Origin of the sequence: Streptomyces cyanogenus, assembly GCF_017526105.1 — a bacterium.
Classification (GTDB): domain Bacteria; phylum Actinomycetota; class Actinomycetes; order Streptomycetales; family Streptomycetaceae; genus Streptomyces; species Streptomyces cyanogenus.
Genome location: NZ_CP071839.1, coordinates 6,001,408 through 6,026,768, shown reverse-complemented (window position 1 = coordinate 6,026,768; position 25,361 = coordinate 6,001,408). Strand labels below are relative to the sequence as shown.

General features: G+C 71.7%; 27 protein-coding genes. 7 read left to right on the top strand and 20 right to left on the bottom strand.

Annotated features, from left to right (window positions below; genetic code table 11):
• Positions 1-2 precede the first annotated feature (2 nt).
• The 3 genes from gatC to S1361_RS27275 all read right to left on the bottom strand — a co-directional run bounded on the left by gatC (position 3) and on the right by S1361_RS27275 (position 1,295).
• On the bottom strand, positions 3-299 hold the full coding sequence (gatC, locus tag S1361_RS27285) for an Asp-tRNA(Asn)/Glu-tRNA(Gln) amidotransferase subunit GatC (protein WP_208034566.1): 297 nt from the start codon (positions 297-299) through the stop codon (positions 3-5).
• Between the two features lie 93 nt (positions 300-392).
• The gene (locus S1361_RS27280) at positions 393-887 is read right to left on the bottom strand and encodes a cupin domain-containing protein (protein WP_208034565.1); all 495 of its coding nucleotides are present in this window, start codon (positions 885-887) and stop codon (positions 393-395) included.
• 36 nt (positions 888-923) lie between these two features.
• On the bottom strand, positions 924-1,295 hold the full coding sequence (locus S1361_RS27275) for a DUF4267 domain-containing protein (protein WP_208034564.1): 372 nt from the start codon (positions 1,293-1,295) through the stop codon (positions 924-926).
• Positions 1,296-1,390: 95 nt separating this feature from the next.
• Here S1361_RS27275 and S1361_RS27270 point away from each other — a divergent pair, with 95 nt between their 5' ends.
• On the top strand, positions 1,391-1,969 hold the full coding sequence (locus tag S1361_RS27270; RefSeq protein WP_208034563.1) for a TetR/AcrR family transcriptional regulator: 579 nt from the start codon (positions 1,391-1,393) through the stop codon (positions 1,967-1,969).
• A gap of 12 nt (positions 1,970-1,981) precedes the next feature.
• Here S1361_RS27270 and S1361_RS27265 read toward each other — a convergent pair whose 3' ends face one another.
• The 6 genes from S1361_RS27265 to S1361_RS27240 form a co-directional block, all read right to left on the bottom strand.
• Positions 1,982-4,219, bottom strand: coding sequence for a putative bifunctional diguanylate cyclase/phosphodiesterase (locus S1361_RS27265; RefSeq protein ID WP_208034562.1), 2,238 nt, complete (start codon positions 4,217-4,219; stop codon positions 1,982-1,984).
• A gap of 259 nt (positions 4,220-4,478) precedes the next feature.
• Positions 4,479-6,674 carry an NAD-dependent DNA ligase LigA gene (gene ligA / locus S1361_RS27260; protein ID WP_208034561.1) on the bottom strand — a complete coding sequence of 732 codons (2,196 nt, stop codon included), beginning with the start codon at positions 6,672-6,674 and terminating at the stop codon, positions 4,479-4,481.
• Between the two features lie 15 nt (positions 6,675-6,689).
• Positions 6,690-7,697: a methionine synthase gene (locus S1361_RS27255; protein ID WP_208034560.1), complete on the bottom strand. Its 1,008-nt coding sequence runs from the start codon at positions 7,695-7,697 to the stop codon at positions 6,690-6,692.
• 32 nt (positions 7,698-7,729) lie between these two features.
• Positions 7,730-8,113 (bottom strand): hypothetical protein, encoded by a 384-nt coding sequence (locus S1361_RS27250; protein WP_208034559.1) that lies wholly within the window; start codon positions 8,111-8,113, stop codon positions 7,730-7,732.
• Positions 8,110-8,808, bottom strand: a complete 699-nt coding sequence (locus S1361_RS27245; RefSeq protein ID WP_208034558.1) for an SDR family oxidoreductase — start codon at positions 8,806-8,808, stop codon at positions 8,110-8,112. The genes S1361_RS27250 and S1361_RS27245 overlap by 4 nt, the downstream gene beginning before the upstream one ends.
• Positions 8,809-8,815: 7 nt before the next feature.
• The gene (locus S1361_RS27240; protein ID WP_208034557.1) at positions 8,816-9,355 is read right to left on the bottom strand and encodes an LOG family protein; all 540 of its coding nucleotides are present in this window, start codon (positions 9,353-9,355) and stop codon (positions 8,816-8,818) included.
• A gap of 66 nt (positions 9,356-9,421) precedes the next feature.
• Here S1361_RS27240 and S1361_RS27235 point away from each other — a divergent pair, with 66 nt between their 5' ends.
• Both S1361_RS27235 and S1361_RS27230 read left to right on the top strand, forming a co-directional pair.
• On the top strand, positions 9,422-9,745 hold the full coding sequence (locus S1361_RS27235) for a DUF427 domain-containing protein (RefSeq protein ID WP_208034556.1): 324 nt from the start codon (positions 9,422-9,424) through the stop codon (positions 9,743-9,745).
• 37 nt (positions 9,746-9,782) lie between these two features.
• Positions 9,783-10,565, top strand: coding sequence for an alpha/beta fold hydrolase (locus S1361_RS27230; protein ID WP_208034555.1), 783 nt, complete (start codon positions 9,783-9,785; stop codon positions 10,563-10,565).
• Positions 10,566-10,580: 15 nt separating this feature from the next.
• On the opposite strand, the gene mnmA is transcribed toward S1361_RS27230, so the two are convergent.
• Entirely contained in the window at positions 10,581-11,708 is a 1,128-nt protein-coding gene (gene mnmA / locus S1361_RS27225; RefSeq protein WP_208034554.1) for a tRNA 2-thiouridine(34) synthase MnmA, read from the bottom strand.
• Positions 11,709-11,768: 60 nt separating this feature from the next.
• Here mnmA and S1361_RS27220 point away from each other — a divergent pair, with 60 nt between their 5' ends.
• Complete coding sequence (locus S1361_RS27220) at positions 11,769-12,458, top strand: N-acetylmuramoyl-L-alanine amidase (protein WP_208034553.1); 690 nt, start codon at positions 11,769-11,771, stop codon at positions 12,456-12,458.
• 111 nt (positions 12,459-12,569) lie between these two features.
• Here S1361_RS27220 and S1361_RS27215 read toward each other — a convergent pair whose 3' ends face one another.
• The 3 genes from S1361_RS27215 to S1361_RS27205 form a co-directional block, all read right to left on the bottom strand.
• Positions 12,570-13,739: a cysteine desulfurase family protein gene (locus tag S1361_RS27215; RefSeq protein ID WP_208034552.1), complete on the bottom strand. Its 1,170-nt coding sequence runs from the start codon at positions 13,737-13,739 to the stop codon at positions 12,570-12,572.
• Positions 13,740-13,906: 167 nt separating this feature from the next.
• Entirely contained in the window at positions 13,907-14,185 is a 279-nt protein-coding gene (locus S1361_RS27210) for a DUF4190 domain-containing protein (RefSeq protein ID WP_208034551.1), read from the bottom strand.
• A 31-nt stretch (positions 14,186-14,216) separates the two neighbouring features.
• Positions 14,217-14,384 (bottom strand): hypothetical protein, encoded by a 168-nt coding sequence (locus tag S1361_RS27205; RefSeq protein ID WP_208034550.1) that lies wholly within the window; start codon positions 14,382-14,384, stop codon positions 14,217-14,219.
• A gap of 145 nt (positions 14,385-14,529) precedes the next feature.
• On the opposite strand from S1361_RS27205, the gene S1361_RS27200 reads away from it, so the two are divergent.
• On the top strand, positions 14,530-15,156 hold the full coding sequence (locus tag S1361_RS27200; RefSeq protein ID WP_208034549.1) for a TetR family transcriptional regulator: 627 nt from the start codon (positions 14,530-14,532) through the stop codon (positions 15,154-15,156).
• Positions 15,157-15,277: 121 nt separating this feature from the next.
• Here the strand turns inward: S1361_RS27200 and S1361_RS27195 are convergent, their stop codons facing one another.
• Positions 15,278-16,261, bottom strand: a complete 984-nt coding sequence (locus tag S1361_RS27195; RefSeq protein ID WP_208034548.1) for a helix-turn-helix transcriptional regulator — start codon at positions 16,259-16,261, stop codon at positions 15,278-15,280.
• 101 nt (positions 16,262-16,362) lie between these two features.
• Between S1361_RS27195 and S1361_RS27190 the strand changes: the two genes are divergently transcribed.
• Positions 16,363-16,962 (top strand): TIGR03086 family metal-binding protein, encoded by a 600-nt coding sequence (locus tag S1361_RS27190; protein WP_208034547.1) that lies wholly within the window; start codon positions 16,363-16,365, stop codon positions 16,960-16,962.
• Here S1361_RS27190 and S1361_RS27185 read toward each other — a convergent pair.
• Positions 16,949-17,809 carry a thioesterase family protein gene (locus S1361_RS27185; protein WP_208034546.1) on the bottom strand — a complete coding sequence of 287 codons (861 nt, stop codon included), beginning with the start codon at positions 17,807-17,809 and terminating at the stop codon, positions 16,949-16,951. The two genes, S1361_RS27190 and S1361_RS27185, sit on opposite strands and share 14 nt — an antisense overlap.
• A 154-nt stretch (positions 17,810-17,963) precedes the next feature.
• Between S1361_RS27185 and S1361_RS27180 the strand changes: the two genes are divergently transcribed.
• The gene (locus tag S1361_RS27180; protein ID WP_208034545.1) at positions 17,964-19,214 is read left to right on the top strand and encodes an alpha/beta hydrolase; all 1,251 of its coding nucleotides are present in this window, start codon (positions 17,964-17,966) and stop codon (positions 19,212-19,214) included.
• On the opposite strand, the gene S1361_RS27175 is transcribed toward S1361_RS27180, so the two are convergent.
• The 5 genes from S1361_RS27175 to S1361_RS27155 all read right to left on the bottom strand — a co-directional run bounded on the left by S1361_RS27175 (position 19,123) and on the right by S1361_RS27155 (position 25,307).
• Positions 19,123-19,782, bottom strand: coding sequence for a trimeric intracellular cation channel family protein (locus tag S1361_RS27175; RefSeq protein WP_208034544.1), 660 nt, complete (start codon positions 19,780-19,782; stop codon positions 19,123-19,125). The genes S1361_RS27180 and S1361_RS27175 overlap by 92 nt on opposite strands.
• A 124-nt stretch (positions 19,783-19,906) precedes the next feature.
• Positions 19,907-21,391 carry an ABC transporter ATP-binding protein gene (locus S1361_RS27170; protein WP_208034543.1) on the bottom strand — a complete coding sequence of 495 codons (1,485 nt, stop codon included), beginning with the start codon at positions 21,389-21,391 and terminating at the stop codon, positions 19,907-19,909.
• The gene (locus S1361_RS27165; protein WP_208034542.1) at positions 21,388-22,479 is read right to left on the bottom strand and encodes an ABC transporter ATP-binding protein; all 1,092 of its coding nucleotides are present in this window, start codon (positions 22,477-22,479) and stop codon (positions 21,388-21,390) included. Before S1361_RS27165 ends, S1361_RS27170 begins: the two co-directional genes overlap by 4 nt.
• Positions 22,476-23,483: an ABC transporter permease gene (locus tag S1361_RS27160; protein WP_208034541.1), complete on the bottom strand. Its 1,008-nt coding sequence runs from the start codon at positions 23,481-23,483 to the stop codon at positions 22,476-22,478. The genes S1361_RS27165 and S1361_RS27160 overlap by 4 nt, the downstream gene beginning before the upstream one ends.
• Before the next feature lie 72 nt (positions 23,484-23,555).
• A complete protein-coding gene (locus tag S1361_RS27155; RefSeq protein ID WP_481906721.1) occupies positions 23,556-25,307 on the bottom strand; it encodes an ABC transporter substrate-binding protein in 1,752 nt (583 codons plus the stop codon).
• Positions 25,308-25,361 lie beyond the last annotated feature (54 nt).

Here is a 25,361-nt window from a genome sequence, read left to right as displayed (position 1 = left end):
GGTCACTCCTCCCCCAGGATCTGCGGCACCTTGAAACGCTGCTGCTCCTGGGCCGGGGCGCAGGAGAGCGCCTGCTCGGGGGTGAGCGAGGGACGGATCTCGTCCGGCCGCATGACGTTCGTCAGCGGGAGCGGGTGCGAGGTCGGCGGTACGTCTTGGTCGGCGACCTCGCTGACGCGGGCCACCGCGCCGATGATGTCGTCCAGCTGGCCGGCGAAGTGTTCAAGCTCTTCGGGCTTCAGCTCCAGACGCGCCAGCCGGGCGAGGTGGGCGACCTCCTCGCGCGTGATGCCAGGCATGCAGCGATCCTCTGGGGTGAGTGTGTGTGGTTTGGCCCAATCCTATGGGGCGGTGGCCCGTGCCTGTTAAACGGTTTGCCGGCGGCCCGGCGCTCACCGGTGGCGGCCGTCCCAGGCGTCGCTCGCGAGGAAGTGGTTGTCGTACAGCTCCTGGACCTCCAGCAGGCTCTCCGGGGTGGCCTCGCCGAGGCGGATGCGCTGGAGGTGGCGGAAGTACTCGAAGCGCTCGACGCCCGGGGCGATGACGATGAGCAGGTCGGCGGTGCTGCCGGGGGCGGCGGCGAAGGCGTGGGGGCGGTCGGGCGGGACGATGATCAGGTCGCCGCGCCCGGCGGTCACGACGTCGTCGCCGGAGAGGACCTCGGCCTCACCGTCGAGCAGGTAGAACATCTCGGCCGAGTTGTGGTGCACATGCGGCCGGGCGCCGTCGGCGCCCTCGCCGAGCGTGACGCGCACGGTGGACAGCGCGCCGCCGGTGGCGCTGCTGTCGGCCAGCAGCCGCACGCCGACGGGGGCACCGCCGAGGACCTCGGCCTCGGCGTCCCGGACCAGCACGGTCTCGTCGAACCTGGGCACGAACAACGACATGGCACATCCCCCTCGTGTGGCGCCCGCTTCGGGCGGTCAGACCGCGAAGAGCAGTCCGGCACTGATCAGTACAACGATCGCGGTGGCGAAGTGGATCCCGAAAGCGACGGCTTTCGTGCCGCCGTTGCGCAGCACGATCACCGTGTCCGCGAACGGTACGAGAGCCACGCAGACCATGAACCAGGCCTCGGCGCGGGCTCCGGCGAAGGCGAGCAGGGCGAGGCCCACCAGTCCGAAGGCGCCGTCCCGGAGTCCCTTGACCGTCAGGTAGGCGCGGGCGTCGCCGCGCGGGTCGGCCGGGACGCCGTAGCCGGCCGCCGCCGGACCGGGCTGGAACCAGAACCGGTAGCCGAGGAACACGCAGAACAGGTCGAGCAGGACGGCCAGGGTGTACGCGGTCACGGTCATGTTTTTCTCCCCGTTTCTTTGGCTAGCAGCGCTAGATGTGTGAGCGACGCTAGCAGAGCGCCGACAGTTTGGCTAGCGCTGCTAGAATCCGAGGCATGTCGATCCAGACGCGCCGGGAGCGCGAACGAGCGGAACGCGAGCGGCTCATCGTCACGGCCGCGCGGGAGCTGGCGGAGGCCGAGGGCTGGGACGCGGTGACCACGCGCCGGCTGGCCGCGGAGATCGAGTACAGCCAGCCCGTCCTCTACAGCCACTTCAAGGGCAAGGACGCGATCATGGCGGCGGTCGCGGTGCAGGGGTGCGCCGATCTGGCGGCGGAACTACGGCAGGCCCGCACCGCGGCGCACGGCACCCGGGAGGCGCTGGCGGCGGTGGCCAGGACGTACACGTCCTTCGCCGAGCGCCGGCCCGCCCTCTACGACGTGATGTTCACCCACCTGGTGGACCTCCCGTTCGCCACCGAGGAGGCTCCGGCTCCGCTGCGGGAGGCCTTCGCCGAACTGCGCTTCGCGGTGGAGCCGATCGCGGCCGAGGGCGAGGACTGCGGGCTGCTGACGGAGACGTTCTGGGCGGGGCTGCACGGTCTGGTGACGCTGATGCGCAGCGGCAGACTGCCGGCACCCGCGCACGAGACGCGCCTGTCACTGCTGATCGGCCACTTCGCGGGGCGCTAGGCCGGCCGCGGCCTACTCGGCCGCGGGCAGTGCGGCGCGCGGCCGCTGCCACCCCCGGGAGCCCCGGGCCAGCAGCCACGCCGTGGTCTCCTCGGGCGGCATCGCGGCGGCGACCAGCCAGCCCTGCACCGCGTCGCACCCCAGGTCCCGCAGCCGCTCCCAGGTCTCGTCGTCCTCCACGCCCTCGGCGACGACCAGCAGCCCCAGCGAATGCGCGAGGTCCACCGTGCAGCGCACGATCTCCGCGTCCTGGGCGTCGACGGCCAGCCGGGCCACGAAGGAGCGGTCGATCTTCAGCTCGCTGACGGGGAGCCGCCGCAGGTGCACCAGCGACGAATACCCGGTGCCGAAGTCGTCGAGGGACATCTTCACGCCGTGGCCGGTGAGGCCGGCGAGGGTGTCGGCGGCCCGCTGCGGGTCCTCCAGCAGGACGTGTTCCGTGATCTCCAGCTGGAGCGCTCCGGCGGGGACCCCGTGCCGGGCGAGGCGCGCGGCGACCGATCCGGCGAATCCCGGGGTGTGGACGTCGCGCGGGGAGACGTTGACGGCGACGGGCACCCGCAGGCCCTGTGCGCGCCACCGGGCGACCTGGCCGAGCGCGGTCTCCAGCACGTACTCGGTGAGGTGGGGCATCAGCCCCGAGGACTCGGCTATCGCTATGAACTCGTCCGGCGGCACCTTGCCGCGCTCGGGGTGCACCCAGCGGACGAGGGCCTCCAGGCCGGCGACCTGTCCGTCGAAGCGGACCTTGGGCTGGTAGTGGAGCTGCACCTCGTGCGCGTCCAGCGCCCGGCGCAGGTCGCCCAGCAGGCCCAGGCGGTCCGGGGTGTTGGAGTCGCGCTTGGACTCGTAGACCTCGACGCCCGTGCGGTCCCGCTTCGCCTGGTACATCGCGACGTCGGCGCGGCGCAGCAGACCCTCGGCGTCGAGGGCGTGGTCGGGGAAGACGGCGACGCCCGCGCTGGCCTCCAGGACGAGGGTGAGGCCGTCCAGATCGAGCGGGGAGCTGAGGGCGGTGACCAGGCCGCGGGCGACCCGGGTGGCCGACGTCGTGGAGTCGGCGACGGGCAGTAAGACGGCGAACTCGTCGCCGCCGAGCCGGGCGGCCTCGGCGCCGCGCGGCAGGGCGAGCCGCAGCCGGTCGGCTATCTGGAGCAGCAGCCGGTCGCCGGCCAGATGACCGAGCGTGTCGTTCACCGAGCGGAAACGATCGAGGTCGATCAGCATGAGCGCGGCTCGGGCGCCGATACGCTCGGCGTCGTCCAGGGCCGTCCAGATCCGCTCCAGCAGCCACTGCCGGTTGGGCAGTCCGGTCAGCGGGTCGCGCAGCTGTTCCTCGGCGCGGGCGCGGGCCATCCACAGCGTGGAGTCCAGGGCGATGAGCGGGATGGCGAAGAGCGGGAGCAGGATCGGCTGGGCGTCGGCGACGACGCACAGCAGGGGCGCGATGCCGAGCAGTGCCACGGCGACCAGGCCCTGCCGGACCAGGGCGGTGCGGGCGACGGTGGGCACCCCGCCGCCGCGCGGGGAGTGCAGGTACCACAGCAGGCCGCGGCTGACGGCGAGGTAGGCGACGGCGACCAGGACGACCTGCGGGGCCGTGGCGATGCTCCAGGTGTCGGGCCGCCAGGGCGACTCGACGCTCGGGACCCGGCCGAACGCGCCCAGCAGCAGGGCGCCGGCGCCGATGCCGAGGACGTCGACCGCGCCGTGCAGCACACCCTGCCGCCAGCGGTGCCGGCGGGCGATGCCGACCAGCACGACGACGGTGAGGCTGACCAGGCCGGCCGGGACCCAGCCGTACAGCAGCAGGACGGCGAGGGTGAGGGCGGCCCCCGAGCCGGTGCCGCCCCACCAGCGGGCGCGGCCCAGCATGACGAGGTGGCCGACGATGACGCCGGTCAGCAGGGCCAGCGACCAGCCGACCGTGCCGCAGGGGAAGAGGGCGTGGTGGCCGATGTAGGCGCGGTAGAAGGCGGCGCCCAGGGCGAAGCCCGCGGCGGCCACGAGGGCCGCGGGCAGCGCCGGCCAGGACGGGTGCCGTTCGGCCTCGGCACCGGCCAGGCCCGGGGCGGACTCGACGGCCCGCAGGGGGGCGTGGGCTTCGGTGGCGGCGCCCGGTCCGGCCGGGCGCGGCCGACCGCCCGTACGCCCGTCGGCCCGGCCGGTCCACCGGTACCCCCGCCACGCGACCGCCCGGCGGCGCAGGCGCAGCCATGAGTCCGGGGCGGCGCTCTCGGTCGGTTCCATTCCCGTCCCTCTCACAGCCGGCGGTGCCCACGCCACGCGGCCCGATGCCCGACAACCATCAGCAGCTCCGCGCCGAAGAAACCTTCCCCGGGCCCCTGGAGGGCACGGAGGTGCCCCAGCCGCAGCTGGGCACGGCAGGCGCACACCTCAACAGTAGGCCGCGGAAGGCTTCCACGGGCAGCGGTCTCCGACGGTTGCCCGAATGCGCCCGGGCCACCCGTATGCATCTGATATGCGCCGATCGGGTGGCCTTCAACCGCTACTCCCCGGTCGGAAGCGCGACTTCGGCCGCCGCCTCGGGGCCCTGTTCCAACAGGACGTTGAAACCGTCCTCGTTCAGAACGGGAACCTTCAGCTGCATGGCCTTGTCGTACTTCGATCCAGGGTTGTCACCCACTACGACGAACGAGGTCTTCTTCGACACCGAACCGGTCACCTTCGCGCCCTGGCCCTGCAGCGCCTCCTTGGCGCCGTCCCGGGTGAAGTTCTCCAGCGTGCCGGTGACGACGACCGTGAGCCCCGCCAGCGGACGCGGCCCCTCCTCCTCGCCGGAGGACTGGTCCTCCAGCGGGACCCCGGCGGCCTTCCACTTGCGGACGATCTCGCGGTGCCAGTCCTCGGCGAACCACTCCTTGAGCGCGGCGGCGATGATCGGGCCGACGCCGTCGGTGGCCGCCAGCTCCGCCTCGGTCGCCTGTTCGATGCGGTCGATGGAGCGGAACTCGCGCGCGAGGGCCTGCGCGGCGACCGGGCCCACGTGCCGGATCGACAGCCCGTTCAGGAAGCGGGCGAGCGGACGGGACTTGGCCGCCTCGATGTTCGCCAGCAGCGCGAGGGTGTTCTTCTTCGGCTCGCCCTTCTGGTTGGCGAAGACCGTGACGACCTTCTCCTCGCCGGTCTTCGGGTCGCGCTTGGGCAGTCCGCTGTCCGGGTCGAGGACATAGGCCTTGATGGGCAGCAGCTTCTCCACCGTCAGGTCGAACAGGTCGCCCTCGTCCACGAGCGGCGGGTCGGCCGGCTCCAGCGGGCGGGTGAGCGCGGCGGCGGCCACCGCGCCGAAGTGCTCGATGTCCAGGCACTCCCGGCCCGCGAGGTAGGAGACCCGCTCCCGCAACTGGGCCGGGCACGCGCGGGCGTTGGGGCAACGCAGGTCGATGTCGCCCTCCTTCATGGGCCGCAGCGGTGTGCCGCACTCGGGGCACTCGCCCGGCATCACGAACTCCCGCTCGCTGCCGTCCCTGAGGTCGACCACCGGGCCGAGGATCTCCGGGATGACGTCACCGGCCTTGCGGAGCACGACCGTGTCGCCGATGAGGACGCCCTTGGCCTTGACGACCTCCTGGTTGTGCAGGGTGGCGAACTCGACCTCGCTGCCCGCGACCGTGACCGGCTGGACCTGGGCGTACGGCGTGACCCGGCCCGTGCGGCCGACGCCCACCTTGATGTCGATCAGCTTGGTGTTGACCTCTTCCGGCGCGTACTTGTAGGCGATCGCCCAGCGCGGCGCACGCGCGGTGGAGCCGAGCCGCCCCTGGAGGCGGATCTCGTCCAGCTTGACCACGACACCGTCGATCTCGTGCTCGACGGAGTGGCGGTTCTCGCCGTAGTGGGCGATGAACTGCCGCACGCCGTCGAGGTCGTCGACCACCCTGTTGTGCGGGGAGGTGGGCAGGCCCCAGCTCTTCAGCAGGTCGTAGGCCTGGGAGAGCCGGGTCATGCCCGTGTAGCCCTCCAGGGCGCCGATGCCGTGGACGACCATGTGCAACGGGCGGGTGGCGGTGACCCGCGGGTCCTTCTGGCGCAGCGAACCGGCGGCGGCGTTGCGGGGGTTGGCGAAGGGCTTGTCACCGGCCGCGACCAGGCGTTCGTTGAGTTCGAGGAACTTCTCCATCGGGAAGTAGACCTCGCCGCGGATCTCCACCAGGTCGGGCACCCTGTCGCCCGCCAGGCGGTCCGGGATCTCCGTGATCGTCCGGACGTTCGGCGTGATGTCCTCACCGGTGCGGCCGTCGCCGCGGGTGGCCGCGCGGGTGAGGCGGCCCTTCTCGTACGTGAGGTTGACGGCGAGACCGTCGACCTTCAGCTCGCACAGGAAGTGGTACGTCTGGTCGCCGAGTTCGCGCGCGATGCGCTCGGCCCATGCGGCCAGCTCATCGTCGTTGAACGTGTTGTCGAGGGAGAGCATCCGCTCGCGGTGCTCGACCGCGGTGAACTCCGTCGCGTACGACCCCGCGACCTTCTGGGTGGGCGAGTCCGGCGTGCGCAGTTCCGGATACTGCTCCTCCAGGGCCTCCAGGGACTTCAGGAGCGCGTCGAACTCCGCGTCGCTGATGACGGGAGCGTCCTTCACGTAGTACCGGAAGCGGTGCTCCTCGATCTGCTCAGCGAGCTGCGCATGCTTGTCACGTGCCTCGGCGGGCACTGCCGTCTCCGCCTGCTGCTTGTCGCCGGCCACCGTGTTGTCCTCCCGTTACTCTGGGTTGTCCGCGAGGGATCTCGCCGCCCGGACGCAGTGGGCGAGCGCCTGGCGCGCGTAGGCGGGTGAAGCGCCCGCGAGACCGCATGCCGGGGTCACCGTGACCGCCTCCGCGAGAAGCCCCGGATGCAGCCCCAGCCTGCGCCACAGCGTCCTGACACCCATGACGCTACCGGCAGGGTCTGACAACGGGCCGTCCGTGCCCGGCACGACACCGGCGAACAGGCGCGTGCCGCCCTCCACGGCCTCGCCGATCGCCTCGTCGTCACGCTCGGTGAGAAGCGCGAAGTCGAAGGAGACGGCCGCCGCACCGGCCCGCCGCAGCAGCGCGAACGGCACGTCCGGGGCGCACGAGTGCACCACCACCGGGCCGCCGGCGTGCGCGCCGACGACGTCCCGGAGCGTGGCCTCCACGAGCTGCCGGTCCACGGCACGGTGGGTGCGGTAGCCGCTCGCGGTACGGACCTGCCCGCGCAGGACGGCGGTGAGGGAGGGCTCGTCGAGCTGGAGGACGATCCGGGCGCCCGGGACGCGCCGCCGCACCTCGCCGAGGTGCAGCCGCAGCCCCTCGGCGAGCGAGGCGGCGAGGTCCCGGCAGGCGCCGGGGTCCGACAGGGCGGCCTCGCCGTTCTTCAGCTCCAGGGCCGCCGCCAGCGTCCACGGCCCGACCGCCTGCACCTTCAGGTCGCCCTCGTAGCCCTGGGTGAACTCCTCCAGGGCGTCCAGGTCCTCGCCCAGCCAGGACCGGGCCCGCCTGGTGTCCCGGCCCGGCCGGTCCCCGATCCGCCATCCGCTGGGCTCCACGCGCGCGTACAGCTCGACCAGCATCCCGGCGGTCCGGCCGATCATGTCGGCCCCGGGCCCGCGCGCGGGCAGCTCCGGAAGGAAGGGAAAGTCCTCGAAGCTGCCGGTGACCGTCTTGGCGGCTTCCCTGGTGTCCCCGCCGGGCAGGGAGCCGACGCCCGTGGCTCCCGGGAACCTGAACTGGCTGTTTTCGCTCACCCCGGCAGGGTACGTAACGCCGGCCGGAGGTCTCACAGCCAGTGGGCGCCGTACCGGCGCAGAAAGGCGCACAGCCCCTGCGGATCGGCGACCGCGAGGTTGTTGCGGAAGCGGCCCCGCTCCCAGGCGAGGTCGGTGCCGCCGTGCAGGCCGGCGGCACCGGCGACGGCGCCTCCCGCGTCGAGCAGGGCCACCGTCAGGCTGCCGGGACACCGGCAGATGTCGCCGGTGAACTCGCCCTCGGTCGCGAGACCGCGCAGCTCCGCGAGGCCGGCGTCGTCGAAGATCTCGCCGAGGACCGGCCCGTCGGCGCACGGGACGCCCACGTCACCGCCCGCGAGGACGAGAGCGGCCTCGGTCCGGGGCCAGACCTGGGCCAGCCACGCCCGGATCCCGGCGCCGCCGGACCCGGTCACCGCCCCGGCCGTACCGTCAGGTCGTTGACCTCCGCGTCCCGCGGCAGGTCCAGGGCCATCAGGATCGTCGTGGCGACCGACTCGGGGTCGATCCACCGGGAGGCGTCGTAGTCCTTGCCCTCCTGCTGGTGGACCTTGGCCTGCATGGGGCTCGCGGTGCGGCCGGGGTAGACGGAGGTGACGCGGACGCCGGCCGCGTGCTCCTCCTGGCGCAGGGCGTCGGCGAGGGCCTTCAGGCCGTGCTTGGAGGCGGCGTACGCGGACCAGCCGGCGTGGGCGTTCAGACCGGCGCCGGAGTTGACGAAGATCACGTGGCCGTGGGTCGCCCGCAGTTGCGGCAGGAAGTGCCGGGTCAGTTCGGCGGGCGCGACCAGGTTGACGTTGAGCTGGTGGCGCCAGGACTTCGGGGTCAGGTCGCCGACGTCGCCGAGGTCGACGACGCCGGCGATGTGCAGCAGGGAGTCCACCCGGTCCGGGAGCGTCTGGTGCGAAAAGGCCCAGGACAGCCTGTCCGGGTCCGCGAGGTCGCCGACCAGGGTGCGCGCGCCGGGGAACTCGGCCGCCAGCTGCTTCGCGCGGCCCGCGTCGCGCGCGTGCAGCACGAGTTCGTCCCCGCGCGCGTGCAGCCGGCGGGCGACGGCCGCGCCGATGCCGGAACCGGCCCCGGTGATCACATGAGTAGCCATGCCCGCCATGCTCGCATCAGTGGCGCCCGGCCTGCTCCTCCAGGTAGGCCAGTGCCCCGGCCGGCTCGTCGGCGAAGAAGACCAGCTCGGCCAGCGGGCGGGGCAGGAAGCCCTCGGCCTCCATGCGGCGGAACTGCTCGCGCAGGCCGTCGTAGAAGCCCGCGGTGTTCAGCAGCACGACCGGCTTCTCGGTGCGGCCGTGCTTCTTCAGCTCCAGGATCTCGGTGGCCTCGTCCAGCGTGCCGGTGCCGCCCACCATGATCACCACGGCGTCGGACTTCTTCAGCAGCAGCTTCTTGCGTTCGGCGAGGTCGGCCGCGATGACCATCTCGTCGGCGCCGGGGCGGGCCCTGTTCGCGAGGAACTCCACGGAGACGCCCAGCAGCCTGCCGCCGGCCTCCTGCACGCCGTCGGCGACCACCTTCATCAGACCGACGTCGGAGCCGCCCCAGACGAGGGTGTGGCCGGCCTTGCCGATCCGTTCCGCGAACTCACGCGCGGGACGCGTGTACCGCTCGTCGAGGTCGGCGGCGGACAGGAAGACACCGATGTTCATGCCACCTACCGTAAGGTGCCCGGCCCCGGCGGGAAGAATCACGGCCCCTCCGGGCGCTGCACCGGTATGAGCCGAGGACACACGATCACGATCCAGAAGAGCGACCGGCACGTGCGCGTGGTGCGCGGAGAGCAGGTGCTCGCCGAGTCCGACCGCACCCTGGAACTGCGCGAGACGGGCTGTCCGGTGCGCTACTACATCCCCGCCGAGGACGTACGCCTGGATCTGCTGACGCCCTCCGACACGCACACCGTCTGCCCCTTCAAGGGCACGGCGTCCTACTGGTCGCTGCCGGACGCGCCCGATCTCGTCTGGGCGTACCCGGACCCCGAACCGGGCGTGGCGGAGATCAAGGACCACTACTGCTTCTATGACACCGACGTGTCATGACCGGTGAGCCCGGTGTCGTACGGCAGTCTGCACGGGCATGGACAAGAAGACGACTTCGCGCGACGGGACCTCCCTCGCGTACCACGTGACCGGCCAGGGGCCCATGGTGATCCTGGTGAGCGGTGCGATGTCCACCGGCCGCACCGTGCTGCCCCTGGCGGAGCGCCTCGCGGAGCGCTGCACGGCCGTCGTCTACGACCGGCGGGGCCGCGGCGAGAGCGGCGACACCCCGCCGTACGCGGTCGACCGCGAGATCGAGGACCTGGCCGCGCTGCTCGACGCGGTGGGCGGCGACGCGGCACTGTTCGGGGTCTCCTCGGGCGGCGCGCTGGTCCTGCACGCGGCGGCGAGCGGGCTTCCGGTGCGCCGGGCGGCGGTGTACGAGGTGCCGTACGCCGACCACCTGGCGGGCGGGGCCACGCGGGAGGCCACCTACAAGGAGCAGCTGACCAAGGCGCTCGCCGAGGGCCGGCGCGGGGACGCGGTGGAGCTGTTCCTGCGCCTGACGGGCCTGGGCGAGGAGATGATCCAGCGCGCCCGCCAGTCCCCGATGTGGCCGGGCATGGAGGCCCTCGCCCCGAGCCTCGCCCACGACGACGCGGTCATGGGCGACGGCCTGCTCCCCCGGGACCGGCTGGCCGCGGTCTCCGTGCCCGTGCTCGCGGTCGCGGGCGGCGCGAGCCCGGAGTGGATGCACCGGGCGAGCCAGGCGGTCGCGGAGGCCGTGCCGCAGGGCACGTACCGGGTCCTGCCGGGTCAGACGCACGCGGTGGAGCCGGACGTGCTGGGCCCGGTGCTGGTGGAGTACTTCGCGGGGTAGGGGCGCCGGGCCGGCTCAGACCGCCGCCGCCGCGCGCGTGGTGGACGCGATCGTCGCCGAGCCCACCACGCGCGTGCCGTCGTACAGCACGATCGCCTGGCCGGGGGCGACCCCGCGGACCGGCTCGGTGAAGGTCACCTGCAGGGAGCCGTCCACCAGCTCGGCGGTCACCTCGGTCTCGCCGCCGTGGGCGCGCAGCTGGGCGGTGTAGGTGCCGGGGCCGGTGGGGGCGGCGCCGCACCAGCGGGGCTTGATCGCGGTGAGCGCGGTGACGTCGAGGGCGGCGGCCGGGCCGACGGTGACCGTGTTGGTGACCGGGGAGATGTCCAGGACGTAGCGCGGCTTGCCGTCCGGGGCCGGGGTGCCGATCCGCAGGCCCTTGCGCTGGCCGATGGTGAAGCCGTACGCGCCCTCGTGCGTGCCCAGCTTGGTGCCGGTCTCGTCCACGATGTCGCCCTCGGCCCTGCCGAGCCGCTTGGCCAGGAAGCCCTGGGTGTCGCCGTCGGCGATGAAGCAGATGTCGTGCGAGTCGGGCTTCTTGGCCACGGCCAGGCCCCGCCGCTCGGCCTCCGCGCGGATCTCCTCCTTGGTGGTGACCGTGTCGCCGAGCGGGAACATGGCGTGCGCGAGCTGCTTGTCGTCCAGCACGCCGAGGACGTACGACTGGTCCTTCGCCATGTCGGAGGCGCGGTGCAGCTCGCGGGAGCCGTCCTCGTTCACGATCACCTTGGCGTAGTGGCCGGTGCAGACGGCGTCGAAGCCGAGAGCCAGCGCCTTGTCCAGCAGCGCGGCGAACTTGATCTTCTCGTTGCAGCGCAGGCACGGGTTCGGGGTACGGCCGGCCTCGTACTCGGCGACGAAGTCCTCGACGACGTCCTCACGGAAGCGGTCGGCGAGGTCCCAGACGTAGAACGGGATGCCGATGACGTCGGCCGCGCGGCGCGCGTCGCGCGAGTCCTCGATGGTGCAACAGCCCCGCGCGCCGGTGCGGAAGGACTGCGGGTTCGCGGAGAGCGCCAGGTGGACGCCGGTGACGTCGTGGCCTGCTTCCGCGGCCCGCGCGGCGGCGACGGCGGAGTCCACACCGCCGGACATGGCGGCGAGGACGCGGAGGGGGCGGGTGCGCTGCGGGGTGTCAGTCATAACCCTTCCAGGGTACGGGGGCGCGGGAACCTGGTCCGCCGGATATGCGTTGACGATCACATGGGGGCGACGACTGGGACGACCACAGGGGCGACGGCCGGCGACGGGGACCGGCGGCCGGGCCGGCGGGCGCTGCTCGTCGGCGGGGCCGCGGCGGCCGTGGGCACGGCGGTGCTGGCCCGCGAGGAGCTGTCGCGGCTGTGGTGGCGGCTGCCCGGGGTGGACAAGCCGCGGGTGGCGGGCGCGGTGGACTTCCGGGGTGCGCGCTGGGTGGCGGCCTCGGCGGCGAACTACCGGCGGGCGGACCGGCCGGCCGACTACCGGGTGGACCGGGTGGTCGTCCATGTCACCCAGGGCGGCTACGCCTCGGCGGTGAAGGTGTTCCAGGACCCCGCGCACGGCGCCGCGGCGCACTACATCGTGCGCAAGGACGGACGGATCACCCAGCTGATCCGCGAGCTGGACGTCGCCTTCCACGCGGGCAACCGGTCGTACAACGAACGCAGTGTCGGCATCGAGCACGAGGGCTTCGTGGAGGATGCCGCGTCCTTCACGGACGCCATGTACGCGGCCTCGGCCCGGCTGACGGCGGCGATATGCGACCGGTACGGCATACCCGTGGACCGCGAGCACATCATCGGCCACGTGGAGGTGCCGGGCACGGACCACACGGACCCGGGGCGGTTCTGGGACTGGGAGCGGTACCTGCGCCTGGTGCGCGCCGAGCGCGCCAAGGGACCGCACGGCTAGGGCCGTTCGTGCGGACCAGGCCGGATCGGGGGCCGGGGTCCGCGCGCCCGGCATGATCCGGACGGAAGGCCCGAGGCGGAGACGAAAAGCCCCGGGGGGCGGCGGGACGCCCTAGGTGAGCCCGGCCGCCCGGGCGCGCTCCACCGCCGGGCCGATCGCCTTCGCGACGGCCTCGACGTCCGCCTCGGTGGAGGTGTGGCCGAGGGAGAAGCGCAGGGTGCCGCGGGCCAGGTCCGGGTCGCTGCCGGTGGCGAGGAGGACGTGGCTGGGCTGGGCGACGCCCGCGGTGCAGGCGGAGCCGGTGGAGCACTCGATGCCCTGGGCGTCCAGCAGGAGCAGCAGGGAGTCGCCCTCGCAGCCGGGGAAGGTGAAGTGCGCATTGGCCGGGAGCCGGCCCTCGGGCGCCGGGTCGCCGCCGAGGATCGCGTCCGGTACGGCGCTGCGCACGGCGTCGATCAGCTGGTCGCGCAGGGCGCCGATCTCCCGGGCGAACCACGCGCGCTGCTCGGCGGCGAGCCGGCCGGCGACGGCGAAGGAGGCGACGGCCGGGACGTCGAGCGTTCCGGAGCGGACGTGCCGCTCCTGACCGCCGCCGTGCAGGACGGGTACGGGGGTGTGCTCGCGGCCGAGGATCAGCGCGCCGATGCCGTACGGGCCGCCGATCTTGTGGCCGGACACGGTCATCGCGGCGAGGCCCGAGGACTCGAAGCCGACCGGGACCTGACCGAAGGCCTGGACCGCGTCGGCGTGCAGAGGGACGCCGAACTCACCTGCGACGTCGGCGAGTTCGCGGACCGGCATGACCGTGCCGATCTCGTTGTTGGCCCACATCACGGTGGCCAGGGCGACGTCGTCGGGGTTGCGGGCGATGGCCTCGCGCAGCGCCTCGGGGTGGACGCGGCCGTAGGAGTCGACGGGGAGGTACTCGACGGTGGCGCCCTCGTGCTCGCCGAGCCAGTGCACGGCGTCCAGGACGGCGTGGTGCTCGACGGGGCTGGCCAGGACGCGGGTGCGGGCCGGGTCGGCGGCGACGCGGGACCAGTACAGGCCCTTGACGGCCAGGTTGTCGGCCTCGGTGCCGCCCGAGGTGAAGACGACCTCGCTGGGGCGGGCGCCGAGCGCTTCGGCGAGGATCTCGCGCGATTCCTCGACCGTACGACGGGCCTGCCGGCCGGATGCGTGGAGGGAGGAGGCGTTGCCCGTGATGCTCAGCTGGGCGGTGAGCGCCTCTGCCGCCTCCGGGAGCATGGGGGTGGTCGCGGCGTGGTCGAGGTATGCCATGGTGAGGCCGATTCTACGGCTCCCGTGCAGTCGGCTTCAGCCGCCGGCGGGTGCCGTCGGGTCCGGGCGCGTCGCGTCGGCTGTGCCCGGCTCGGTGGCGGCGTACCGGCGTTGCCGGCCGTGCGCGTGCGGCGGCCGCCCCGTCGTCCTCGGGGCTCGGCCGCCGATCACAGGCTCCAGGACACCGTCCCGGAGATTTCCATCGTTGCCACCAGGACCGCCAGGTCGGCGAGGCCGAGGGCGAGGCCCAGGTAGGCACGGCCGCGGCGGGTGGTGCCGCGCCAGAGGGCGACCAGGGCCAGGACGATGGCGATCGGGCCGAGGAAGAGGTTGAGGACGAGCAGGCCGAGGAGGCCCAGGATGAAGGACGCGACGGCCATGCCGTCGGCGTCGCGGGTGCGCGGGCGGGTGTCGGTGCGGCCGGTGGCCGGTGCGGTGAGATGCATGGCGCTCAGCTCCGGGGGTCCTTTCCAGGGGTCAGTTGGCCGAGGTGTGGCGGCGGCGCCCGTGGCGCTCGCGGATCGCGAACACGCCGAGCCAGACGGCGATGAGGGCGGCCAGTGCGGCGGTGACGGTCAGCGGTGCGTGGGCGACGGTGCCCAGCACGACTCCGAGCAGCATGAGCGCGGCGACGAGGAACAGCATGGGATGGAATCCCCCCTCCGGTATGCCTCGTGTTGAGCCGGTGTGAAGCTTCGGTGAACAGTTGTAGTAACAGTTGTTCACTGACTTCGAGTCTAGCGCTCCTCCCGGCTTTTCAATTCCAGAGAACAGTTGTTAACTGGATGACATGAGTCACACCCTCGGCATCCGGCAGGCCCAGAAGCAGAAGACCCGGCAGGCGTTCCTCGACGCGGCGCTCGCCCTGCTGGAGGAGCAGAGCTTGAGCAGCCTGGGCCTGCGCGAGGTCACCCGGGCCGTCGGAGTCGCCCCGACCGCCTTCTACCGGCACTTCCGCTCGACCGCCGACCTCGGTGTGGCCCTGGTCGACGAGGCGCTGGGCAGCCTGCACCCGATGGTGCGGACGACGGTGTCCACCACGGGCGACAGCGAGGAGCGCATCACCCGCGCCGTCGAGCTGATCGCCCGTCACGTGGACGCGTACCCCGCGCACGTCCGTTTCATCGCCAGGGAGCGGCACGGCGGGGTGCAGCCGGTGCGCGAGGCCATCCGGGCCCAACTGGTCCGGTTCGCCGAGGAGGTGAAGGCCGAGCTGGCCAAGGACCCGGAGGCGGCGGGCTGGAGCGACGACGACCTGCTGATGCTCGCGCACCTCTACGTCGACCAGATGCTCATCACCGCCTCCCTGTTCCTGGAGGCGCTGGAGGCCCCGGCGGAGGAGCGGGAACGGGTGACGCAGCTCGCCACCCGCCAGCTGCGGCTCATCAGCATCGGCCGCAGCCACTGGCTGGACTGACGCCGGCCGGCCCTGCCGGGCCGCTGCCCCGTCCCCGCCCCGTCGACCGGCCAGAGCGCGCCCCGAGCCCCCGCCCGTCCCCGCCCGCGGCGCCGGCCGTCGGCCGGGTCCGCCCGCGGTCTCAGCCGGCGGCCGGGTCCGCGTCTCCGTTCCCGTACAGGGCCGCGACGGAGCGGGCCCCGGCGAGCAGTTCGGCGCGGGCCTCGGGCGGGTCCAGGACCTCCACCCGGTCGGAGAACGCGAGGAGTTGGCGTACGGCGCGCAGCGTCGGGTAGGCCAGTCGCGCGGTGACCCACGCGCTGTCGCCGCCGTCCTCGGGCGCAGCCGTCAGCTGCGCGGCGGCCATGCGCCGGAACATGTCGAGCAGTTCACGGCGTACCCGCACGGTGACCTCGACCTCCTTCTCCCGCTCCTCCACCTGCCGGCGCAACTTCTCCCAGACGTCCGCGAGTTCCACCCCGGGCCGGCGCCGTACGGGGTCGTCCAGCAGCCGGGCGGAGTGCACCCGGTCCGCGCGGAACAGCCGGGGCCGGCCACGCCGGTCGGCGACCAGGTACCAGACCCCGGCCTTGGCGACGAGGCCGTAGGGATCCACGGTGTACGTCCGCGGCTCGCGCTCGCCGCTGTGCCGGTAGCGCAGCCTCAGGCGGCGGTCGGAGAACACCGCGTCCTGGAGCACGTCCAGGTCGACGGACTGTCGCGGGCCGCTCATCCAGCGGGTGGCGTCGACGATGACCCGGCGGCTGGTCACCTCGGCGGCGGGCCGGTGCGGCGCCGGCAGCGCGGCCATCACCTTGCGCAGGGCCGAGCCGAGGGCCGCGTCGAGGCCGAGTGCGGCATGGGCGCCCTGCGCGGCCAGGACGAACAGGGCCCGGGACTCGTCGGCGGTCAGCCCCGTGACGTCGGTGCGGAAGCCGGGGAGGAGTTCGATGCCGCCGTGCCGGCCGCGCTCGGTGTACACCGGGACTCCGGCGGCGGACAGCGCCTCGACGTCCCGGTAGATGGTCCGGACCGACACCTCCAGCCGGTCGGCGAGTTCGGGCGCGGGGACGCGGCCCCGGGTCTGGAGGAGCAGCAGGATCGACAGCAGCCGGTCGGACTTCACCGTGCCAGGATCCCGCCCTTGCGCAGGGCGTTCCAAATCCTGACGCCGGTTGTCAGGTTATCCGGCCATCCTGGTCTCACCGACCAAGGGAGAGACACACCATGACCAGCACCGAGTTCATCGATCCGCGCCCCGTGTACGTCCGCGCCACCGAGCAGGCGGCCGCCCTGATCAAGACCGTGCGCCCCGAAGACCTGACCCGGCCGACACCCTGTTCCGAGTTCGACGTCCGGGGCCTGCTGAGCCACATCGTCGGCGGCACCCGGCGGATCGCGGTGGTGGGCGAGGGCGGTGACGGGCTCGCCGTGCACCCGTCCGCCGACGGCGTCGAGGACGACGGCTGGGCCGCGGCCTACGACGAGGTGCGGGTCCGGGTCCTGAAGGCCTGGGAGAGCGACGAGCGGATGGTGACCCCGGTGCGGGTGCCCTGGGGCGAGGTCCCCGGCCACGCGGCACTCTCCGGTTACGTCATGGAGATCGTCACGCACACCTGGGACCTGGCCGAGGCGATCGACGCCGGGCGCGAACTCGACCCGGAGCTGGCCGAGTTCGCGCTCGCCACGGCCCGCGCGGTGCTGCCGGACAGCCGCCCCCGCGACGCGGAGACGCCCTTCGACGCCCGCCGTGAGGCGCCGGAGGGAGCCGGTGCCTACGAGCGGCTGGCGGCCTGGCTGGGGCGCGAGCCGCTCAGCCGAGCCTGACCCGGGCGAGCTGGCGGGACTGGGCGACCAGGCGGTCCGCGCTGTCCCACACCTCGGCGTCCTCCTCCAGGAAGCCGCCGGCCAGGTTGCGGGTGGTGATCGACACCCGCAGCGGGCCGGGGGCCGGGCGGTGGCGGACGTGGACGGTGAGTTCCACGGTCGGCACCCAGCCCTTGAGGCCGAGTTCGAAGGCGGTGGGCGGGAGCGCGTCCACGGCGAGGAGCAGCGAGAGCGGGTCGGGGTCGCGGCCGTCGGCGAGCCCGAACCAGGCGCGCATCTCGCCCTTGCCGGAGGGCGCGCCGAGCGCCCAGCCGAGGGTGGCGGGGTCCAGCTTGAGCATCAGCCGGTCGGTGATGGCGGAGCTGCCCTCGACCGGGGCGGGCCCGTCCTCGGGGCCGAAGCACTCCTCCATCGGCGGGATCGCGGGCGGGACGGCCGTCGTACGGACGTCGTCGGGCAGGGTGCCGAGGTCGCCGTAGGAGGCGAGGACGCGGATGCGTTCGACCTCGTTGCCCTCGTCGTCGTACTGGAGGAGTGAGGCCTGCCCGGTGGAGAGGGTCCGGCCGGTGCGCACGGTCTCGGTGCGCACGACCGCGGGGCCCGGCTGGGAGGCGGTCAGGTAGTGCGCGGAGATGGTGAACGGGTCCGGGTGCGGGAGGGTGTCCGCGAGGGCCCGGCCGAGCACGGCCAGCAGGTAGCCGCCGTTGACGGCGCTGATGATGGTCCAGCCGGCCGAGAGGTCGATGTCGTAGACGCCGGGCTCGCGCCGGGTGACCGCGGTGTCGCGGTCGAACTCGCTGTCACCTGTCAGGGCCCGTACGGCGGGGACGGAAGCTGCTTCTGGCATGGATGAACCGTACAGCAGGAAACTACTAAGCGGTAGCTTTTTTGGCGTGACGCCCGGTGACGTGATCCAGCCCCAGGGTGAGGTTCCGGCAATTTCTCGGTAAGTGCCCAGACACGTCCACAACCCCGGGCCGCCGATCTCCCTCTATGAGGACATGAGCCTCACCGGGACCCCGTTCCTCTACCTGACCGTCGTGCTGTCCGTGGTCGCCCTGGTACTGCCGCTCGTCCTGTGGTCGCGGATGCGCGGACCCAGGCCGCTGCGCGCCGCGGCCCGGGTGCTGATGCTGCTCTTCGCCCAGGGCACGGCCGTCACGCTGGTCTTCGTGCTGGTCAACAACCAGAACAACCTGTACGACAACTGGGCCGACCTGCTCGGCACCGGTGACCACGTCCAGCAGGCCGCCGACCTCGGCCGGGACGGCACCGGCGGTATCTCGGTGAAGCGGTTGCCCAAGGTGAGACAAACCTTCACGGCCGCCCACGGGCCCGGCATGAACGCGGCCGGCGGGGTGCGGGTCACCCAGCTCAAGGGGCGGGTCTCCGGTGTGAACGCCGAGGTCTACGTCTGGCTGCCGCCGCAGTACGGCGAACCGGCCTACCGCCACACCAGGTTCCCGGTGGTGGAGCTGCTGCCGGGCTACCCCGGTTCCGCCAAGGCCTGGTTCGGCGCGATGAAGGCCCACGAGCAGCTGCTGCCGCTGATGCGCAGCGGTCAGGTGGCGCCGTTCATCCTGGTCGCCCCGCGCACCAACCTGCTGGCCGGCGTGGACACCGGCTGCGCCAACATCCCGGGCCAGGTCAACGCCGACACCTGGCTCAGCATCGACGTGCCGAAGATGGTCACGGACAACTTCCGGGCCCAGCCGGCGCCCCGGGGCTGGGCGGTGGCCGGGTACTCGGCGGGCGCGCACTGCGCGGTCAAGCTGGCCGTGGCCCACCCCGACCGGTACCGGGCCGCGGTGAGCATGTCCGGCTACAACGACCCCATCGGCGAACGCGACTCCCTCGCCGCCCAGTCCCCCGCGCTGCGCGCCGCGAACAACCCTTACCTGCTGCTGCGGAAGGCGGCCGTACCGCCCCGGGTCGCGCTGTACCTCTCCGGCCAGTCCGGCGACGGCTACCAGGCGGGCATGGCCCTGGAGTCCATCGCCAAGGCGCCGACCACCGTGCGGGTGGTGCTCCTGCCGCGCAGCGCGGGCGGGCACACCATGGCGCTGTGGCGCCCCCAGGTGGACACCGTCTTCCGCTGGCTGACCCTGCAGATGGGCCAGAGCCACGCCAAGGGGCGGGACGCGTCCGTCGCCGGGACCCCTACTCCTCCGTCACCGTCGACCGGCGGTTCCACGCGCGCGGCGCTCGCCAGTGGAACCGCATCGCGAGCAGGCGCAGCACGAAGGCCGTGACGGCCGCGAGCCCGCTGGTGAAGGGGTTGAGCGCGTCGTAGCGGACGCACAGCACGACCATCGTGGCGCCGACGATCGCGGGGACCGCGTACAGGTCACGGTCCCAGCGCAGCAGCGAGGGCACCTCGTTGGCCAGCACGTCCCGCAGCACGCCGCCGCCGACCGCGGTGGCCAGCCCCAGCGTCGCCGACGCGGTCAGGCCGAGGCCGTAGCTGTACGCCTTCGTCGTACCGCTGACGCAGAACAGGCCGAGGCCGGCCGCGTCGAAGACCAGCACCGCCGCCTGGATGCGCTCCACGTGCGGGTGCAGGAAGAACACGACGAGCGCGGCGAGCAGCGGGGTGACGAAGTACCCGAGGTCCGTGAAAGCGGCCGGGGGTACGGCACCGATCACCAGGTCGCGGAAGAGTCCCCCGCCGAGCGCGGTGACCTCGGCGAGCACGGCGATGCCGAAGATGTCGAAGTTCTTCCGTACGGCCAGCAGGGCGCCGGAGATCGCGAACACGAAGATGCCGATGACATCGAGCGTGTGCTGGACGGAGGGACTGAAGAGTTGCTGGAGCTGCACCCTGACATTCTTACCTGTCAGCGCGCCTGAACCTTACAAAGCCAGGATCATGGGCCGGGTTTCCCTGGCGGATATGCCGAACGGGAGAGTGCGGGGACCGCTCTCTCCCGTTCGTTCCCGGATGCTACTCGCCGGCCGGCTTCGCTGAGTCGGTCGAGGTCTTCGCGCCGGGGCCGGTCTTCTCGCCGGAGGACTCCACCGCTTCGGCGGCCTCCGCGGCTTCGGGAGCCGCAGTGGTGTCGGAAGCCTCGGCGGTGTCGGAAGCCTCCGGAGCCTCAGTGGACTCGTCGGCCTCCACAGCCTCGGTGGCCTCCGAGGCCTCGCTGGTCTCGGAAGGCTCAGGTGCCTCGGGGGTGTCGGACGCCGGTGCCTTCTCGGCAGCGGCTGTCTTCTCCGCGACGGCCGTCTCCTCGGCAGCGGTCGTCTCCTCGGCAGCCGGTGCCTTCTTCGGCTCGGCCGGGTCGTTGGAGAGGACCGCGTCCGGGACCAGTTCCGACGCCTTCTTGGCCGCCGACAGCAGGACCGTGTCCTGAGGGGCCTGGTCCTCGAAGTCCTCCGGGTGGTGGCAGGCGACCCGCTGACCGGGCCTCAGCTCGACGAGCTGCGGCTCGGTCGTCTTGCAGATCTGCGTCGCCTTCCAGCACCGGGTGTGGAAACGGCAGCCGGAGGGCGGGGCGATGGGCGAGGGCACGTCGCCGCGGAGCAGGATGCGCTCGCTCTTCTGGCCCCGGCGCTTGGGGTCCGGCACCGGCACCGCGGACATCAGCGCCTTGGTGTACGGGTGCATCGGCGACTCGTACAGCAAGGTGCGGTCGGCGAGTTCCACGATCTTGCCGAGGTACATCACCGCGATCCGGTCCGAGACGTGCCGGACGACCGAGAGGTCGTGCGCGATGATCACGTAGGTGAGGCCGAGTTCCTGCTGGAGGTCGTCCATGAGGTTCACGACCTGCGCCTGGATCGACACGTCGAGCGCCGAGACCGGCTCGTCGGCCACCACCAGCTTCGGCTTCAGGGCGAGCGCGCGGGCGATGCCGATGCGCTGGCGCTGACCGCCGGAGAACTCGTGCGGGTAGCGGTTGTAGTGCTCGGGGCTGAGGCCGACCAGTTCGAGGAGCCGCTGGACCTCCTTCTTCACCCCGCCCTCCGGCTGCACGCCCTGGAGCCGGAAGGGCGCCGAGACGATGGAGCCGATGGTGTGCCGGGGGTTCAGGGAGCCGTACGGGTCCTGGAAGATCATCTGGATGTCGCGGCGCAGCGGGCGCATCTGCCCGGTGCCCAGCCGCGTGATGTCCCGGCCCTCGAAGGTGATCTTCCCGCCGGTCGGGTCCTGGAGGCGGGTGATGACCCGGCCCATGGTCGACTTGCCGCAGCCCGACTCGCCGACCACGCCCAGGGTCTCGCCCTTGCGCACCTCGAAGTCGATGCCGTCGACGGCCTTCACGGCGCCGACCTGGCGCTGCAGGATGCCCTTCTTGATCGGGAAGTGCTTGGTCAGGCCCTCGACCTTGAGCAGCACCTCGCGCTCCGCCGGGGCGTCCTCGGGAGCCGACGCCTGCTTCGGGACCTGGGCCTGGGCGACGGTGTCCGTCTTCTTGGTCTCACTCACAGCTTCGGCGCAATCTCTTCGGTCCAGATCCGCTGGCGGTCCTCGGTCGAGAGGTGACAGGCGGACCAGTGCCCGGTGCTCACCTGCTCCAGCTCGGGGCGCACCGTGCGGGTGACGTTCCCCTTGGGGATGTCCGCGTACGGGCAGCGCGGGTGGAAGGCACAGCCCGAGGGGACGTTGATGAGGCTCGGCGGGGAGCCCTTGACCGGGATGAGCCGCTCGGAGGTCTCGCGGTCGATGCGGGGCATCGAGCCGAGCAGGCCCCAGGTGTAGGGGTGCTGCGGCTGTTCGAAGACCTCGCCGGCCGGACCGCGCTCCACGCACCGGCCGCCGTACATCACGAGGACGTCGTCGGCGATCTCGGCGACCACGCCCAGGTCGTGGGTGATCATGATGACCGCGGAGCCGAACTCCTTCTGCAGGTCCCTGATCAGGTCGAGGATCTGCGCCTGGACGGTCACGTCGAGGGCGGTGGTCGGCTCGTCCGCGATGAGCAGCTCGGGGTTGTTCACCAGCGCCATGGCGATCATGGCGCGCTGGCGCATACCGCCGGAGAACTCGTGCGGGTAGCCGTCGACGCGCTTGGCCGGCTCGGGGATGCCGACTCGGTCGAGCATCTCGATGGCCCGCGCGCGGGCGACCTTCTTGCTGACGTCGTGGTGCACCCGGTACGCCTCGACGATCTGGTCGCCGACCTTGTAGTACGGGTGCATCGCGGACAGCGGGTCCTGGAAGATCATCGCCATCTCGCGGCCGCGGAGCTTGCGCACCTCGTCCGGGGCGGCGCCGACCAGTTCCTTGCCGTCCAGCCAGATCTCGCCGGACATCCGCACGTTCTTGCCGCGGGTGCCGAGCCGGTGCAGGCCCATGATGGCCTGCGAGGTCACCGACTTGCCGGAGCCGGACTCGCCGACGATGGCGAGGGTCCTGCCCTTCTCCAGCGAGAAGCTGAGCCCGTCGACGGACTTGACCAGGCCGTCGTCGGTCGGGAAGTGCACCTTGAGGTCGCGGACCTCCAGGAAGGCCTCGGGCGCCTTGGCGGGCGTGGGCTCGCCCACGGCCGCGCCGGTCTTGGAGAGTTCGGTCACGAGAGCCTCACCCGCGGGTCGGCGGCGGCGTAGAGCACGTCCACCACAAGATTTGCGATCACGACGAAGAAGGCGGCGAGCAGGGTCACGCCGAGGATCTTGGGCAGGTCGTTGTCGGTGATGCCCTGCACCGCGTACTGGCCGATGCCCGGCAACGAGAACACGTACTCGGTGATCACGGCACCGCCGAGCAGCAGACCGAGGTCCATGCCGAACACCGTGATGATCGGAGTGAGGGCCGCGCGCAGACCGTGCCGGACCACGACCTTGCGCTCGCCGAGGCCCTTGGCGCGGGCCGTGCGGATGAAGTCCTCGCTCATCGTCTCCAGCATGCCCGAGCGGGTGAGCCGCGCGTAGATGGCGGAGTACAGCAGGGCGAGGGAACACCAGGCCGGGAAGAGGGTGTTGGCCCACTGCGAGGGGTTCTCGGTGAACGGGACGTAGTCACTGCCGAAGAGCGGCAACTGGAACCTGAAGAGCAGGATCGCCAGGTTCCCCGTGAAGAACATGGGCAGCGAGACGCCGGCGAGCGCGATGCCCATGAAAGCCCGGTCGTAGATCGACCGCGGCTTGAGCGCGGAAATGACACCGGCCACCACACCCGAGACCAGCCACAGCGCTGCGGCGCCCACGGCGAGCGAGAGCGTGATCGGGATACGGGAGGTGAGTTCCGGCCAGACCGCCTGGTGGTTCTTGAAGGAGTAGCCGAAGCAGGGTGCGTCGCAGTGCACCGTGGTGGGGCCGATGCTGTAGTCGGCGCCGGCCACGATCCCCTTGATGAAGTGCCAGTACTGGACGTAGACGGGCTGGTCCAGACCGAGGTTGTGCTTGACCGCGGCGATGTCCGCCTTCGACGGGCTCTTGCCGATGTACTGCTGCGCCAGCTGGTCCGCTGTCTGGCCGGCGAGCCGTGGCAGCAGGAAGAAGATGGCAAAGGTGACCGCGGAGACGACCAGCAGCAGGATCACTGCCGCGAACGTCCGGCGGAGGATGTACGAGATCACGGGGACCGGCGCTGGTGCCCGCGGGCCGCGAAGCCCGCGGGCACCAATGCCTTCACCTGCCTTCCGGGGCTGCTACTTCGACGCGACGCCGATGTTGAGGTAGTCGTACTGACCGCTGAAGGCCGCCGTGGAAACCAGGTTGGTGTAGTTCTGCGGGCGGGCGAGCAGGACCTTGAAGTAGGTCAGCGGGACGAGGACGGCGTCGTCCATGGTCTTCTTGTCGATCTGCGTGTAGAGGCTGTTGCGCTCGGCGTTGTCCTGGGTGCCGATCGCCTTGCTCAGCAGAGCGTTGACGTCCTTGCTGTCGTACTGCGACAGGTTGGTGTTGCCGGACTGGCTGATCGCCTTGCCGTTCAGGATCTGCTGCAGGAAGCCGTAGCCCGACGGCCAGTCGGCGCCCCACTGCATCATGATCAGACCGAGGTTCTGCTTCTCGGTGAACTTCGGCACACCCGCGTAGTCGGTGAAGTACTTGCCGGACGGGTACTGCTTCAGGCTGGCGTTGATGCCGACCTTCTTCAGCGAGTTGATGATCGCCGTGGCGGCGTCGACCTCCTGCGGACGGTCCGAGCGGGCCGAGATGTTGGTGGAGATGGACGACTTGCCGCAGGCCTTCAGCTGCTCCTTGGCCTTGGCGACGTCACCCTTGTTGCCGGAGGTGGCGTAGACGTCCGACTTGGCGTAGCCGGGGATGTCCGGCGGCAGCACGGTGGACGCGATCTCACCGCGGATCGGGCCGCCCTCGGCGGTCTGCACCGAGACCTTGTCGATGGCGTACTGGACGGCCTTGCGGCACTCGATCTTGTCGAACGGCGCGACCTTGGTGTTGATCGCCATGTAGACGAGACGGCCACCGAAGGTGTTGTCGGTGCCGGCCTTCTTGTCCGGGTCGGTGATGACGTCGGCCTGCGTCGAGGCCTGGACGCCGGTACCGGCCAGGTCGATCGCCTTGCCGGCGAGGACGTCCTGGTCGATCGTCTCCGGGTTGACCTTCAGCTTGACGACGATCTTGTCCGGCAGCTGCTTGCGCAGCGGGTCGGTCTTCGCGTCCCAGTTCTCGTTGCGCACCAGGACGGCCTGCTTGCCGTCCTCGTAGCTCTGGAACTTGTACGAGCCCGAGGAGACGATGCTCTTGACGTAGTCGACGCCCTTGTCCTTCGCCTTGGGCACCGGCGCCGTCTGCGGGGCGGCGACCAGGTAGTCGAACTCCTGGAAGGCCTGCTTCAGGTGGAAGACGATCGTGGTGTCGTCCGGCGTCTCGATGGAGGACAGACCCTTGTCGCTCTTGTCCTTGTACGGGCCCTTGTACTTGTCGCCGCCGGCCAGGAACTGCTGGAAGTAGTTCGGGCCGAGGGAGAGCACGTCACGCGCGAAGTTGGAGCGCTCGACGGCGTACTTGACGTCCTTCGAGGTGATCGGCGAACCGTCCTCGTACTTCAGGCCCGAACGCAGCTTGTACGTCCAGGTCTTGCCGCCCTCGCTCGGAACGCCCTTGCTCGCCGCGAGGTCCGGGACGAGGGCGTTGCCCTCCTCGCCGGGGCCGGGCTTGAAGGTCATCAGCGGGCGGGCCCACAGCCGGCTGAGGTTGTACATGTACGCGTAGTACGTGTTGCCCGGGTCGAACGAGTCCGGGACGTCGGACAGCTCGTAGGTGAGCGTGCCGCCCTTCTTGTCCGACGCGTTGACGACGCCCTTGGTCGCGGCGTTGGCCCCGGCCGACTTGGTGCCGTTCTCGTTCTTGTTGTCATCGGCCTTGCTGCAGCCGGCAATGAGCAGGCTGGCGGAGCCGATGGCCGCGATCGCGGCCAGCGCTGACCTTCGCATGATGGGCGCTTTCCCCTCCATTGTTGGAAACTTTTCGGGCTCTCTGTGGCAGGC

What these genes read in the sequence shown, in the direction of transcription:
- gatC (WP_208034566.1), bottom strand. Translation starts at nt 299, where the DNA reads ATGCCTGGCATCACGCGCGAGGAGGTCGCCCACCTCGCCCGGCTGGCG.
- S1361_RS27280 (WP_208034565.1), bottom strand. Translation starts at nt 887, where the DNA reads ATGTCGTTGTTCGTGCCCAGGTTCGACGAGACCGTGCTGGTCCGGGAC.
- S1361_RS27275 (WP_208034564.1), bottom strand. Translation starts at nt 1,295, where the DNA reads ATGACCGTGACCGCGTACACCCTGGCCGTCCTGCTCGACCTGTTCTGC.
- S1361_RS27270 (WP_208034563.1), top strand. Translation starts at nt 1,391, where the DNA reads ATGTCGATCCAGACGCGCCGGGAGCGCGAACGAGCGGAACGCGAGCGG.
- S1361_RS27265 (WP_208034562.1), bottom strand. Translation starts at nt 4,219, where the DNA reads ATGGAACCGACCGAGAGCGCCGCCCCGGACTCATGGCTGCGCCTGCGC.
- S1361_RS27245 (WP_208034558.1), bottom strand. Translation starts at nt 8,808, where the DNA reads ATGGCGGGCATGGCTACTCATGTGATCACCGGGGCCGGTTCCGGCATC.
- S1361_RS27240 (WP_208034557.1), bottom strand. Translation starts at nt 9,355, where the DNA reads ATGAACATCGGTGTCTTCCTGTCCGCCGCCGACCTCGACGAGCGGTAC.
- S1361_RS27235 (WP_208034556.1), top strand. Translation starts at nt 9,422, where the DNA reads ATGAGCCGAGGACACACGATCACGATCCAGAAGAGCGACCGGCACGTG.
- S1361_RS27230 (WP_208034555.1), top strand. Translation starts at nt 9,783, where the DNA reads ATGGACAAGAAGACGACTTCGCGCGACGGGACCTCCCTCGCGTACCAC.
- mnmA (WP_208034554.1), bottom strand. Translation starts at nt 11,708, where the DNA reads ATGACTGACACCCCGCAGCGCACCCGCCCCCTCCGCGTCCTCGCCGCC.
- S1361_RS27220 (WP_208034553.1), top strand. Translation starts at nt 11,769, where the DNA reads ATGGGGGCGACGACTGGGACGACCACAGGGGCGACGGCCGGCGACGGG.
- S1361_RS27215 (WP_208034552.1), bottom strand. Translation starts at nt 13,739, where the DNA reads ATGGCATACCTCGACCACGCCGCGACCACCCCCATGCTCCCGGAGGCG.
- S1361_RS27210 (WP_208034551.1), bottom strand. Translation starts at nt 14,185, where the DNA reads ATGCATCTCACCGCACCGGCCACCGGCCGCACCGACACCCGCCCGCGC.
- S1361_RS27205 (WP_208034550.1), bottom strand. Translation starts at nt 14,384, where the DNA reads ATGCTGTTCCTCGTCGCCGCGCTCATGCTGCTCGGAGTCGTGCTGGGC.
- S1361_RS27200 (WP_208034549.1), top strand. Translation starts at nt 14,530, where the DNA reads ATGAGTCACACCCTCGGCATCCGGCAGGCCCAGAAGCAGAAGACCCGG.
- S1361_RS27190 (WP_208034547.1), top strand. Translation starts at nt 16,363, where the DNA reads ATGACCAGCACCGAGTTCATCGATCCGCGCCCCGTGTACGTCCGCGCC.
- S1361_RS27185 (WP_208034546.1), bottom strand. Translation starts at nt 17,809, where the DNA reads ATGCCAGAAGCAGCTTCCGTCCCCGCCGTACGGGCCCTGACAGGTGAC.
- S1361_RS27180 (WP_208034545.1), top strand. Translation starts at nt 17,964, where the DNA reads ATGAGCCTCACCGGGACCCCGTTCCTCTACCTGACCGTCGTGCTGTCC.
- S1361_RS27155 (WP_481906721.1), bottom strand. Translation starts at nt 25,307, where the DNA reads ATGCGAAGGTCAGCGCTGGCCGCGATCGCGGCCATCGGCTCCGCCAGC.